Here is a 13,130-nt window from a genome sequence, read left to right as displayed (position 1 = left end):
GAGGGCGACGGAACGAGAGATGGTGAGGATCAGGTGACCGACGGTTTCGCCGAATTGCACGTGCACATCGAGGGCACGCTCGAACCCGAGCTGATCCTCGCCCTCGCCGAGCGGAACCGCGTCGCTCTGCCGTATCGGGATCTCGACGACCTCCGCAGTCGGTACGAGTTCACCGATCTGCAGTCGTTCCTCGACCTCTACTACGCGAACATGGAGGTCCTGCTTACCGCGCAGGACTTCGCCGACCTCGCCCGCGCCTATTTCGCACGTGCGGCGCGGGCGGGTGTCACCCGCGCGGAGTTCTTCTTCGATCCCCAGGCCCACACCTCGCGCGGTGTCGCGTTGCCCGAGGTCGTGGCCGGGCTCGCCGACGCGGTCGCCGGTGCTCGCCGGGAATTCGGGATCGATGCGGCGATGATCGCGTCGATCGTGCGCGATCGTCCGGTGCCCGAAGCGCACGAGGTGTTCGGTGAACTGCTGCGTCTCGGCGCGCCGATCATCGGGCTCGGCCTGGACTCGGCAGAGGTCGGCCACCCACCCTCGCTGTTCGAGGACGTCTTCGCGCGGGCGCGGGCCGAAGGGCTGCACATCACGGCGCATGCGGGGGAGGAGGGACCCCCGGAATACGTCCGGCAGGCACTCGACCTGCTCGGTGCCGAACGCATCGACCACGGCATCCGCTCCCTCGAGGATCCCGAACTCGTCGCGCGCCTGGTCGACGAGAGCATCCCGATCACGGTCTGCCCCTTCTCGAATGTCCGCCTCCGCGTGGTGGACACCCTCGCCGAGCATCCGCTGCGCCGGATGCTCGAGGCCGGTCTGTCGGTGAGCGTGCACTCGGACGATCCCGCCTATTTCGGCGGTTACGTCGACGACAACCTCGCGGGTCTGAAGGACCAGCTCGGTCTCAGCGATGCCGAACGGGATGTGCTGCAGCGCAATTCGTGGGATGCCGCCTTCCTCTGAGTCCGCCGGAGGTCATTCGCCCAGGACCCGGTGCAGATACGGGTTGGTGAAGGTGCGGTGCGGATCGACGCGGTCGCGCACGGCGAGGAAGTCGTCGAACCGGGGGTAGAGTGCGCGCAGATCGCCGGCGGTCAGGGAATGAAGCTTGCCCCAGTGCGGACGTCCCTGTGCGGCGCGCAGGATCGGCTCGACACCGTCGAAATAGGGTCCGTGATCGCGCCGGTGGTACTGGTGCACGGCCACGTACGCGGTGTCGCGGCCGTGCGCGGTGGACAACCACACGTCGTCGGCCCGCGAGAACCGCACCTCCACCGGGAAGCCGATGCGAACATCGTTGCGCTGCAACCATGCATCGATCTCGCGCAGAACCTCCGGGAGGAGATCGACGGGTATCGCGTACTCCATCTCCCGGAACCGCACCCGCCGTTCGGAGGCGAACACCCGGTAGCTGCGGTCGACGAACGTGCGCGGCGAGAGCACCCGCGACGCCACCCGGTTCAGGGCCGGGATGGTGGCGGGAGCACGCGTTCCGATCTGCTGGAAGAGCGCGAACGCCCCGTTGGAGAGCAGTTCGTCGTCGAGGAGGGTGCGCACCCGCCCGACCGGCTGTACCGGTTCCGCACCGGGGAGACGGGTGTTGCGTTTGACGAGCACGCCGTCCGTATGCGGAAACCAGTAGAACTCGAAATGGTCTACGCCGTCACGTAGTTCGTCCAGGGCGTCGAGCGTCGCCCGGAGCGACGAGGGTGCTTCCTCTGCCCGGAGGCGGAAGGCGGGAACGCAGTCGAGCGTGACGGTCGCGAGGACGCCGAGTGCGCCGAGTCCGAGACGCGCGGCCTCGAACAGGCCGGCTTCGTGTTCGGGGGAGCAGTCGACGATCCGGCCGTCGGCCAGCACGATCGTCGCACGGCACACGGCTGCCGCGAGTCCTCGGAAGGCCGTACCGGTGCCGTGGGTGCCGGTGGAGATCGCGCCGGCGACGGACTGGACGTCGATGTCGCCGAGGTTGGGGACGGCGAGGTCCTGTGCCCACAGCAGGTCGCTCAGATCGCGCAGTCGCGTCCCCGCCCGCACCGTCGCACGTGCGCCGGCCGGCGACCGCTCCACCGAGACGAGGCCCGACATCCGGTCGAGTGAGATCAGCGTGCCGTCGGTGACGGCCGCACCGGTGAACGAGTGCCCGGCACCCACGGCCTTGATGTGTTCGCCCTGGTCGGAGGCGCGGCCGACGATGCGCGCGAGGTCGTCGACGGTGTCGGGGGTCTCGAAACGACGGGGCGTCGCACTCGCGGTGCGAGCCCAGTTGTGCCAGGTGGACATGCCCCATCTTCGACCTGGACAACCGTCCAAGTCAACACCTGGTCGGAAACAGTTCCCGCCCTCTACGATCGGGGGCATGTCGAATCGGTTGCCTGCCGACGAGCGCCGCACCCAACTCGTGGCCGCGGCACTGGAACTGGCAGAGGGCGGGGGAGTCGGAGCCGTCACGGTCCGTGCCGTCGCCGAGAAGGCCGGAGTGTCACTGGGCGTCGTCCATTACTGTTTCGACAGCAAGGAAGCCCTCGTCGTGGCGATGGCGAACGCCGTCATCGGCGAACTCGCCGGGGCCATGCAGGCCGCGTTCGGCGTACCGGCGGGCGGGCAGCAGACCGGCGGTGTCGACTGTCTGCGTTCGATGCTCCACACCGGTCTCCGGGCGATGTGGTCGGCGATCGAGTCCACGCCGGGATTGCAGACCCTCACCTACGAGATCACGACCTACTCCCTCCGGCACCGCACCGACGGAAGTCCCGTCAGCGGGGACATCGCCGTGCAGCAGTACCGGCTGATGGACGAGCAGGCCCACCTGTTCCTCGACAGTTGCGCCGAGCAGTGCGGCGTCGAATGGTCGCTGCCCACCGCGACGGTCGCGCGGCTGTCACTGGCGCTGCTCGACGGAGTCGTGCTCCGCTGGCTCGTGGATCGCGACGGCGACTCGACGGCAGCCGAACTGGGAATCATCGCCGACATCATCGCGAGCCGTGCCGTAGAACGTTCCTGACCCCGACCCCCGACCCGATCGCACCGAAGGGACCGCCCGTGCTCCGTGCTGCTTCCGCCCCCGACGACGTCCTCGACCGGGTGCAGGCTGCCACGGCCGACCTCGACCCGCCGTTCGCCGCCGTCGACCTGCCCACCCTGCGGCGCAACGCCGACGACCTGATCCGCCGCGCGAACGGTGTGCCCGTGCGGGTCGCGAGCAAGTCGGTGCGCTGTCGTGCCGTCCTCGCCGAGGTCCTCGGCCCGGAACTGACCACCCGCGGCGGTTTTCGCGGCATCATGGCGTACTCGCTACGGGAGGCGCTGTGGCTCGCCGAGCACGGAGCGCGCGACATCCTGATGGGCTACCCCACGGTCGACCGGGCGGCGCTCGGGAAGTTCGCGGTGTCGCCGGACGCGGTGCAGGCGATCACGCTCATGGTCGATTCGGTCGAGCACCTCGACATCATCCGTACGGCCTTGGGGAAGAACACTTTCCGGGCGAAAATCTGCCTGGACGTCGATGCGTCGTTGCGGGTGGGTCCGCTCCATCTCGGTGTGCGCCGTTCTCCGCTGCGCGACCCGGAGGCAGTCGCCGGCCTGGCTCGTCGCGCCGACGCCGCCGGATTCGACGTCGTCGGAGTGATGTTCTACGAGGCCCAGATCGCGGGCCTGCCCGACTCGTCGCTGCCGGTACGGCTCGTCAAGGGACTGTCGGCGCGGGAACTCTCCTCGCGCCGCGGTGCTGTGGTGGAGGCCGTGCGTGCGGTCGTAGGAGACCTCGAACTGGTCAACGGTGGCGGAACCGGTTCGCTCGAGGTGACCACCGCCGATGGTGTCGTCACCGAGGCCACCGCGGGATCGGGCCTGTACGTGCCCACCCTGTTCGACGGCTACCGGGCGTTCACCCCGAACCCGTCGATGTTCTTCGCGCTACCTGCCGTGCGCAAACCGTCACCGTCGATCACGACGTTGTTCGGCGGCGGGTACATCGCGTCCGGCCCGACCGGCGCCTCGCGGGTGCCGCGCCCGGTCCGTCCTGCGGGACTGAAGCTGCTGGGGACGGAAGGTGCCGGCGAGGTGCAGACCCCGGTGCGCGGTCGCGTTGCCGCCTCGATCCCCGTCGGGGGACGGGTGTGGTTCCGCCACGCGAAGGCGGGGGAACTGTGCGAGAGGTTCGACCGGGTGTACCTCGTGGACGAGAACGGACGCACCGAGGTTCCCACCTATCGCGGTGAGGGCGGCTGCTGGTGACCTTCCGTCTCCGGCCACAATGAGTTCATGCCGTTGACGTTCTTCCCCGGGTCTGTCGGCCGGGTCCACTGGCGGTGCCGGACCGTCGACGACGCGAGAGCCGGTGTGGTGTTCGCGCACGGCTTCGGGCAGCACACCGGGCACTACCACCGTTTCGCCTCCGGCCTCGCCGCCCACGGCATCGCCTGGTGGGGACTCGACCTCGCCGGACACGGGCTCTCCGAAGGAGAACCCGGCTCACCGGGCAACGTCGAGTTCCACGCCGAGGACTTCGGCGTGCTCACCGGCCTCGCCGCCGAGTCCGGTCTGCCGCTGGTGGCGATGGGCCATTCGCTCGGGGCGGCGACGGTCCTGACGGCGCTGGATGCCGATCCCTCCGGTGGTACCCGCCTCGCGGGCGTCGTGCTGTGCGGTACGCCGCGCACCGCGGCCCTGCCGGAGACGGCCGAAGCGCTCCGCGCGAGCGGCCTGCCGGTCCTGCTGGTCCACGGCGTCGACGACCGGCTGGCCCCCATCGACCCGGTACGCGAGTGGGCGTCGTCGGTGCCCCGGGCACAGTGGTGCGAATATCCCGATGCCGGGCACGACCTGTTGCACGAACCCGTACATCGCAGGGTGGCCTCGGATGTTGCCGCGTTCGTGGGCGACCTGGCCGGCCGGATTCCCCGATTCCCCGAGAAACGACCGGGCCCCTCGCGGTGACGAGGGGCCCGGTCGACGGTGTGGAACCTCAGTTGTAGATCGCTGCGATCTCGGCGCCGTGCTTGTCGTGGATGATGTTCCTCTTGAGCTTGAGCGTCGGGGTCAGCTCGCCGCTCTCGATGCTGAAATCGGTCTCGAGGATGCGGTACTTGCGGATCGCCTCGGCCTTCGAGACCTTCTTGTTGGTCTCGGCAACCGCCTCGTCGATCTCGGCGATCAGGTCGGGGTTCTTGATCAGATCGGCGACCGTGGTCTCCGCCGGCAGACCGTGTCGCTCGAGCCAGCCCGGCAGCGCCTCCGGATCGAGGGTGATCAGCGCGCCGATGAACGGCTTGGAGTCGCCGACCACGATGACCTGGCTGATCAGTGGGTGGGCACGCAACGAATCCTCGAGGACGGCCGGAGCGACGTTCTTGCCGCCCGCGGTGACGATGAGTTCCTTCTTGCGGCCGGTGATCGAGATGAAGCCGTCCTGGTCGATCGCGCCGATGTCGCCGGTGTGGAACCAGCCGTCGCGGATGGCCTCCTCGGTGGCCTTGTCGTTCTGCCAGTAGCCGTCGAACACCTGGGGGCCTTTGAGCAGCAACTCGCCGTCCTCGGCGATCTTCGCCGCGCACCCGTTGAACGGCGTGCCGACGGTGCCGATCTTCTGGGCGGCCGGGGTGTTCATGATGATGCCGCCGGTGGTCTCCGTCAGGCCGTAACCCTCGTAGATGGTGACGCCGACACCGCGGAAGAAGTGGCCGAGACGTGCACCGAGCGCGGCGCCGCCCGACACGGCCTTGGTGACGTTGCCGCCGAGCGCTGCCTTGAGCTTGCCGTAGACGAGCTTGTCGAACACGGAGTGCTTGATCTTCAGGCCCAGCCCGGGGCCGCCGTTCTCGAGGGCCTTGCTGTATTCGATCGCGACATCGGAGGCCTTCTCGAAGATCTTGCCCTTGCCGCCGTCGTAGGCCTTCTGCTTGGCCGAGTTGTAGACCTTCTCGAACACGCGGGGCACCGAGAGGATGAAGTTCGGCTTGAAGACCGCGAACTGGTCGAGCAGCGTCGTCAGGTCGGAGGTATGACCGACGGTGACCTTGCTGTCGAATGCCGCGAACGAGATCAGGCGCGCGAAGACGTGTGCCATCGGGATGAACAGCAGGGTGCGCTGGCCCTCGTGCATCGAGTCGGGCAGGGCCAGGCCGCAGGCCGCGGACTCCGAGGCGAAGTGGCGGTGCTTGAGTTGGACGCCCTTCGGCCGGCCCGTGGTACCGGAGGTGTAGATGAGGGTCGCAGCGGATTCGGCCGTGACCTGGTTACGTCGTTCCTCGACCTGCTCGTCGGTGACCGCCGCACCGCGTGCGACGAGCTCGTCGACCGCGCCCTTGCCGCCCGGAGCGGGCTCGATCTGCAGTACCTCGCGCACGGTCGGAGCGTTCTCGGCGACCTCGCGCACGGTGTCGACGTGAGCCGAGTTCTCGACGATGAGCAGCTTGGTCCCGGAGTCCTCGAGGATCCACTGGGCCTGGTCCGCCGACGACGTCTCGTAGATCGCCACGGTGGCACCGCCCGCAGTCCAGATGGCGTAGTCGAGCAGGACCCATTCGTAGCGGGTCGCCGACAGGACCGCGACGCGGTCGCCGAGCTCGATACCCGACGCGATCAGGCCCTTCGCCACGGCGCGCACCTCGGATGCGAACTGGCGGGCGGTGACGGGAACCCACTTGCCGTCGACCAGTCGCTCGAACGGCACGAACTCCGGCGACTCCTTCTCGTGCCGGAAGACGCTGTCGGCCATCGACGTGTTCTCGGGGATCGAGAACGACTGTGGCACGGCAATCTCACTCACTGTGACCCCTCCATCGTTAGGTACTGTCGGTGTGCATTGCATCACACGCCGTTGGGAAATGCATTACCCTCGGACCGCTTTGCCCCCTTTTTACAGTCCGATAAGCAGTGATCCAGGTAACAATGCTACCCGCCGGTAACGAGGATTACCACTATCGGATCGTCTCGTCGGATTTCCCGGTACCGGAAGTACCAGTATTTCGGAGAAGAAGGACCGCTTCGTCGTCGCCGAGCTGATGGAAGTCGTCGTAGGCGGCGCCGACGCTGTCGGTGTCCACCGGCGTCCACGGGCAGATCACCTCGTCGGCCGTCCGGCCCGCCCGGCGCAGTGCGTCGGGGGAGGCCACCGGCACTGCGAGGACGACCCGGGTCGCTCCGGAGGCGCGCGCGGCGAGACATGCCACCGCGGCCGTCGCACCTGTGGCGATGCCGTCGTCGACGACGATCGCCGTGCGGCCCTCCAGCGGCACCCGGGTGCGACCGGCACGCAGAAAATCGGCACGTCGAGCCAGTTCGGCCAGCTCGCGCCGCTCGACGGCGGCCACGGATTCGGGGGCGATCCGCCCGCGCCGGATCACGTCGTCGTTGAGGACGCGGAAGACGGCGTCCTGCGCGGTCGATTCCCCCGCGGTTCCGCGACCCGGTCCTTCGGCGATCGCGCCCATCGCGAGTTCGGGATGCCAGGGCACGCCCAGTTTGCGCACCACGAGGACGTCCAGGGGCGCATCGAGGGCTACGGCGAGTTCACGGGCGACGGGAATGCCGCCGCGAGGTAGTGCGAGGACCACCGGGTCGGCGTCACGCAGGTGCCCGGCCGACCGGGCGAGTCGCCGGCCCGCCTCCTCACGCGTGGCGTACCCCACACCTCCAGTATGGGACGGTCCGCCCGGGCGGGCGAGCATTCACCGCCCGGACGGACCGAGGGGATCTCGGTCGAGCTCGCCCGACAGGTACGAGTGGTAGGCGGGCAGATCGAGCTGGCCGTGGCCGGACAGGCCGATCACGATCACCTCGGGTTCGGTGAGGCCGCGCGCGTACTCCGCGGCCGCCGCGATCGCGTGCGACGACTCCGGCGCCGGCACGATGCCCTCGTTCCGGGCGAAGAGCACCGCCGCCGAGAAGGCATCGGTCTGTGCCACGGACTGTCCCTGCACATAGCCCAGTTCGACGGTGTGGCTGAGCAGCGGCGCCATGCCGTGGTACCGCAGCCCACCGGCGTGGATCGGGTCCGGGATGAAGTCCTGGCCGAGGGTGTGCATCTTCAGCAGCGGCGTCAGGCCCGCGATGTCGCCGTGGTCGTAGCGGTACTCGCCGCGGGTGATCGACGGGCACGCCGCGGGCTCGACGGCGACGACACGCGTCGTCGCACGCTCGTGGATGACCTCGCGCAGGAACGGGAACGACAGGCCGGCGAGGTTCGAACCGCCGCCCGCACAACCGAAGACCACATCGGCCTGGTCCTCGCCCGCCGCCCGCAGTTGTTCCACGGCCTCGAGGCCGATGACGGTCTGGTGCAACACCACGTGGTTGAGCACGCTGCCGAGTGTGTAGCGGGCGTCGGCGTCCTTCACCGCGACCTCCACGGCCTCCGACACCGCGATGCCGAGCGAGCCGGGGGTGTCCGGGTGCTCGGCGAGGACGGCGCGACCGGCCTCCGTGAGGTCGGACGGGCTGGGATGCACTGTGCCGCCGTAGGTCTCGATGAGGAATCGGCGGTAGGGCTTCGAATCGTAGGAGGCGCGGACCTGCCACACCTCGAGATCGATGCCGAACTTCGCGCATGCGAACGACAGGGCCGAACCCCATTGCCCGGCACCGGTTTCCGTCGTCAGGCGAGTGACGCCGTCGAGCGAGTTGTAGTACGCCTGGGCGACCGCCGAATTCACCTTGTGGCTGCCCACCGGGCTCACACCCTCGTACTTGACGTAGATGCGGGCCGGGGTGCCGAGGGCCTTCTCGAACGAGCGGGCGCGGAACAGGGGAGTGGTGCGGTAGCCGGCGTAGACCTCGCGCACGGCCTCAGGGATCCCGATGTCGGTCTCGGTCGACAGTTCCTGCTCGATCAGGCCCGAGGCGAACAGCGGCGCGAGATCGTCGGCGGTGATCGGTTCGCGGGTCCCGGGGTGCAGATGCGGCGGCGGAGGCACCTCGAGATCGCCGACGATGTTGTACCAGTGCGTCGGAATGCCGGAATCGGAGACGGGCGGAGGTGTCGTCGACGCGTGCGCGGAGGGGGATGCCGTCACTGTGGAATCCTTCGGGTCGGGGATCGATGACATGCCCAGTGTGACGTGCCCCGGGGACCCGGGGCGGCGTGGGGCGTGTCATCATTCGCACGCTCGCGCCCAGGTCGTAGCAGGGTCCGGGCGCGAAGTGGTGGGTCCATCCGATAAACTGCTGGTCAAATGAGTGAAATTCAAGACGCCCCCGACCAGGAGACCGCAGCTCTCACGTTTGCCGATCTCGACATCGATGCCCGTGTGCTGCAAGCTCTTTCAGATGTGGGTTACGAGTCCCCGTCGCCGATCCAGGCGGCGACCATCCCACCGCTGCTGGAGGGACGGGACGTCGTCGGTCTCGCTCAGACCGGCACCGGCAAGACCGCCGCCTTCGCGGTGCCGATCCTCTCGCGTATCGACACCTCCGTGAAGCGGCCCCAGGCGCTGGTGCTGGCGCCCACCCGAGAGCTCGCGCTGCAGGTCGCGGAGGCTTTCGGTAAGTACTCCGTCCACATTCCGGGCCTGTCCGTCCTGCCCATCTACGGTGGCCAGGCATACGGTGTACAGCTGTCCGGCCTCCGCCGCGGCGCCCAGGTCATCGTCGGTACTCCCGGACGTGTGATCGATCACCTCGCCAAGGGCACCCTCGACATCTCCGAGCTCGAGTTCCTCGTCCTCGACGAGGCCGACGAGATGCTCACCATGGGCTTCCAGGAGGACGTCGAGCGCATCCTCGCCGACACCCCCGACACCAAGCAGGTCGCGCTGTTCTCCGCGACCATGCCGGGCGCGATCCGCCGGCTGTCGAAGCAGTACCTCAAGGATCCGCAGGAGATCACCGTCAAGTCGAAGACGACGACGTCGGCGAACATCTCCCAGCGGTGGGTGCTCGTCTCCCACCAGCGCAAGCTCGACGCGCTGACCCGCGTCCTCGAGGTCGAGACCTTCGAGGCGATGATCATCTTCGTGCGCACGAAGCAGGCCACCGAGGATCTGGCCGAGCGGTTGAGGGCACGCGGTTTCTCCGCGGCCGCGATCAACGGCGACATCGTGCAGGCCCAGCGTGAGCGCACGATCAACCAGCTCAAGAACGGCACGCTCGACATCCTCGTCGCCACCGACGTCGCCGCCCGTGGTCTCGACGTCGAGCGCATCAGCCACGTCGTCAACTACGACATCCCGCACGACACCGAGTCGTACGTGCACCGTATCGGCCGCACGGGCCGCGCCGGCCGTTCCGGCGACGCGCTGCTGTTCGTCGCTCCGCGCGAGCGGCACCTGCTCAAGGCGATCGAGCGGGCCACCCGTCAGCCGCTCGCCGAGATGCAACTGCCCACGGTCGAGGACGTCAACGCCCAGCGCGTGTCGAAGTTCAACGACTCGATCACCGAGGCGCTCGCCTCCGATCACCTGCAGCTGTTCCGCACGTTCGTCGAGGACTACGAGCGTGAGCACGACGTGCCGCTCGCCGACATCGCGGCCGCCCTGGCGGTCCTGTCGCGCGACGGCGAGTCGTTCCTCATGGAGGCCGAGCCCGAGCCGGTCGCTCCGCCGCGCCGCGATCGCGAACCGCGCGAGCGTCCGCCGCGTCGCTTCGACGACGGGCCGAAGGTCGGTCGCGACGGCCAGGAGATGACCACCTACCGCATCGCCGTGGGCAAGCGTCACCGCGTGCAGCCCGGTGCGATCGTCGGTGCCATCGCCAACGAGGGCGGACTGCGCCGCGGCGATTTCGGGCACATCAGCATCCGTGCCGATCACAGCCTCGTCGAGCTGCCGAAGGATCTGTCGCCGCAGACCCTCGATGCGCTGCGCTCCACCCGCATCTCGGGCGTTCTCATCCAGCTGCAGCCCGACTCCGGTGCGCCGTCCGGACGTCCGAGCTCGTATCGCGGACGCGACGACCGGCGCGGTGACGACCGGCGCGGGGGAGACCGCCGCGATCACGGTAAACGTGATCGCGGGGGCAAGCGCGAGTACGGCGAGGGCCGGCGTGAATACGGCGAGGGCCGCAGCCGCTCCGGCGACTTCACGCACCGCAGCGATCGCAACGACCGTGGTGGTCGCGGCGGCTACCGCGACTGAGACCGCCGGCCGATCCACTCGGCCGGGACGTCGGCGGTGGCACCGTCGACGTCCCGGCGCTCAGGCATCGGGTATCGGTGCCGCGGCCGACATCGTCGGTCGCGAATCGGCGAACTGCGTGCGATACAGCTCCGCGTAGCGGCCACCGGCCGACAGCAGATCGTCGTGGCTCCCGCGCTCGACGATGCGTCCGTCCTCGACGACCAGGATCTCGTCGGCGGCGCGGATGGTCGACAGTCGGTGCGCGATGACCACCGATGTGCGGCCTGCGAGCGCCTCGGTCAGTGCCTCCTGCACAGCGGCCTCCGAGGTCGAATCGAGATGGGCGGTGGCCTCGTCCAGGATCACCACGCGCGGATGGGCGAGCAGCAACCGGGCGATGGTGAGCCGCTGACGCTCGCCTCCGGAAAGACGGTAGCCGCGTTCTCCGACCACGGTGTCGAGTCCGTTCGGCAGCGACTCGATCAGTCTGTCGAGGCGGGCACGCCGCAGGGCGTGCCACAGTTCGTCCTCGCCGGCCTCCGGGCGGGCGAGCAGCAGATTGGCGCGGACCGTGTCGTGGAAGAGGTGTCCGTCCTGGGTGACGAGACCGACCGTCGCGCGGATCGAATCGGTGGTCAGTTCGCGTACGTCTGCTCCGCCGAGCAGCACGGTGCCCGAATCGACATCGTACAGTCGCGGGATGAGTTGGGCGATGGTCGATTTCCCCGCCCCGGACGAGCCGACCAGGGCGACCATCCGGCCCGGCTCCACGCGGAACGACACGTCGTGCAGCACCTCTTCGCCGCCCCGCGAATCGAGGACCGCCACCTCCTCGAGGGAGGCGAGCGAGACCTTGTCGGCGGACGGATACGCGAAGCCGACCTCCCGGAGTTCCACCGAGACCGGACCGTCGGGAACCGGCCGGGCGTCGGGCGACTGCTCGATCAGCGGTTTCAGATCGAGGATCTCGAAGACCCGCTCGAAACTCACCATCGCACTCATGACGTCCATGCGGGCGCTGGCCAGCGCGGTCAGCGGCGAGTACAGGCGCGTGAGGAGCATCGCCATCGCAACCACCGAACCGGGATCGAGTTGATCGCGCAGGGCATAGAAACCGCCGAGGCCGTAGACGAGTGCGAGCGCGAGCGCGGACACGAGTGTCAGAGCGGTGACGAACACGCTCTGCAGCATCGCGGTGCGCACCCCGATGTCACGGACCCGTTTCGCCCGGACGGCGAACTCCCTCGACTCCTGCACCGGACGGCCGAACAACTTGACCAGCGTGGCGCCCGGAGCCGAGAACCGCTCGGTCATCTGCGTGTTCATCATCGAATTGTGGTTGGCTGCTTCCCGGCTGAGCTGTGCGAGCCGAGCGCCCATGTGCCGGGCGGGAACCACGAAGATCGGGAGCAGCAGCAGGGCGAGAAGGGTGATCTGCCAGGAGATCCCGATCATCACCACCAGGGTGATCGCGAGGGTGACGATGTTGCCGACCACGCCGGACAGGGTGTCGCTGAAGGCGCGCTGCGCACCGATGACGTCGTTGTTGAGCCGCGAGACGAGTGCACCCGTGCGGGTTCTCGTGAAGAAGGCGACCGGCATGCGCTGGACATGGTCGAAGACCGTGGTGCGCAGATCGAGGATGAGATCCTCACCGATGCTCGCCGACAGCCAGCGGTTGGCAATGGCGAGACCGGCCTCGATCAGCGCGATCGCGGCGATGATCACCGCGAGCAGAATCACCACCGACACCGCCGCGTCGTCGACGATCGCATCGATCACGCGGCCGGCGAGCACCGGGGTGGCGACACCGAGCGCCGCGATGATCACACTCAGGACGAGGTAGTAGGTGATGTTGCGTCGGTGCGGGTGTGCGAAGGCAGCGATCCGCCGCAGGCTCGCACGGGAGAACGGTCTGCGATCGCTCTCGGCGTGCATCGCGTTGTACATCGCGTTCCACGCGGTGACTTCCATACTCATGGGGCGGGCCTCCTCGGGTCGCAGCCGAGGTTAGGACCTCGAGTGCGCTCGAGGTCAAGCCTAGGTGTGATGTCCAGGGACGGGTCGCCGACG

General features: G+C 68.5%; 10 protein-coding genes. 5 read left to right on the top strand and 5 right to left on the bottom strand.

The features are described 5' to 3' along the window. Positions 1 to 33: 33 nt before the first annotated feature. Positions 34 to 966, top strand: coding sequence for an adenosine deaminase (locus A8G18_RS14295; protein ID WP_064064396.1), 933 nt, complete (start codon positions 34 to 36; stop codon positions 964 to 966). Between the two features lie 12 nt (positions 967 to 978). Here the strand turns inward: A8G18_RS14295 and A8G18_RS14290 are convergent, their stop codons facing one another. Then, the gene (locus A8G18_RS14290; RefSeq protein ID WP_064064395.1) at positions 979 to 2,286 is read right to left on the bottom strand and encodes a D-arabinono-1,4-lactone oxidase; all 1,308 of its coding nucleotides are present in this window, start codon (positions 2,284 to 2,286) and stop codon (positions 979 to 981) included. A 76-nt stretch (positions 2,287 to 2,362) separates the two neighbouring features. Between A8G18_RS14290 and A8G18_RS14285 the strand changes: the two genes are divergently transcribed. From A8G18_RS14285 to A8G18_RS14275, 3 genes are read left to right on the top strand one after another with little or no spacing between them, the layout of a single operon-like run. Then, the gene (locus tag A8G18_RS14285; protein ID WP_016932700.1) at positions 2,363 to 3,007 is read left to right on the top strand and encodes a TetR/AcrR family transcriptional regulator; all 645 of its coding nucleotides are present in this window, start codon (positions 2,363 to 2,365) and stop codon (positions 3,005 to 3,007) included. 38 nt (positions 3,008 to 3,045) lie between these two features. Next, positions 3,046 to 4,239 carry an alanine racemase gene (locus A8G18_RS14280; RefSeq protein ID WP_064064394.1) on the top strand — a complete coding sequence of 398 codons (1,194 nt, stop codon included), beginning with the start codon at positions 3,046 to 3,048 and terminating at the stop codon, positions 4,237 to 4,239. 27 nt (positions 4,240 to 4,266) lie between these two features. After that, positions 4,267 to 4,941 (top strand): alpha/beta hydrolase, encoded by a 675-nt coding sequence (locus tag A8G18_RS14275; RefSeq protein ID WP_064064393.1) that lies wholly within the window; start codon positions 4,267 to 4,269, stop codon positions 4,939 to 4,941. 28 nt (positions 4,942 to 4,969) lie between these two features. Here A8G18_RS14275 and A8G18_RS14270 read toward each other — a convergent pair whose 3' ends face one another. The 3 genes from A8G18_RS14270 to A8G18_RS14260 form a co-directional block, all read right to left on the bottom strand. After that, complete coding sequence (locus A8G18_RS14270) at positions 4,970 to 6,772, bottom strand: AMP-dependent synthetase/ligase (RefSeq protein WP_064064392.1); 1,803 nt, start codon at positions 6,770 to 6,772, stop codon at positions 4,970 to 4,972. Positions 6,773 to 6,923: 151 nt separating this feature from the next. After that, positions 6,924 to 7,634, bottom strand: a complete 711-nt coding sequence (locus A8G18_RS14265; RefSeq protein ID WP_064064391.1) for a phosphoribosyltransferase — start codon at positions 7,632 to 7,634, stop codon at positions 6,924 to 6,926. A 39-nt stretch (positions 7,635 to 7,673) separates the two neighbouring features. Beyond that, on the bottom strand, positions 7,674 to 9,017 hold the full coding sequence (locus A8G18_RS14260; RefSeq protein ID WP_064064390.1) for a TrpB-like pyridoxal phosphate-dependent enzyme: 1,344 nt from the start codon (positions 9,015 to 9,017) through the stop codon (positions 7,674 to 7,676). A 159-nt stretch (positions 9,018 to 9,176) separates the two neighbouring features. On the opposite strand from A8G18_RS14260, the gene A8G18_RS14255 reads away from it, so the two are divergent. Beyond that, positions 9,177 to 11,075 (top strand): DEAD/DEAH box helicase, encoded by a 1,899-nt coding sequence (locus A8G18_RS14255; protein WP_064064389.1) that lies wholly within the window; start codon positions 9,177 to 9,179, stop codon positions 11,073 to 11,075. A 60-nt stretch (positions 11,076 to 11,135) separates the two neighbouring features. Here the strand turns inward: A8G18_RS14255 and A8G18_RS14250 are convergent, their stop codons facing one another. Beyond that, complete coding sequence (locus A8G18_RS14250) at positions 11,136 to 13,037, bottom strand: ABC transporter ATP-binding protein (RefSeq protein WP_064064388.1); 1,902 nt, start codon at positions 13,035 to 13,037, stop codon at positions 11,136 to 11,138. Positions 13,038 to 13,130 lie beyond the last annotated feature (93 nt).

The sequence above is a fragment of the Rhodococcus gordoniae genome (assembly GCF_001646655.1).
Classification (GTDB): domain Bacteria; phylum Actinomycetota; class Actinomycetes; order Mycobacteriales; family Mycobacteriaceae; genus Rhodococcus; species Rhodococcus gordoniae.
Note: the sequence above shows the minus strand (reverse complement) of the source record. Positions and strands in the feature narration are given on the sequence as shown.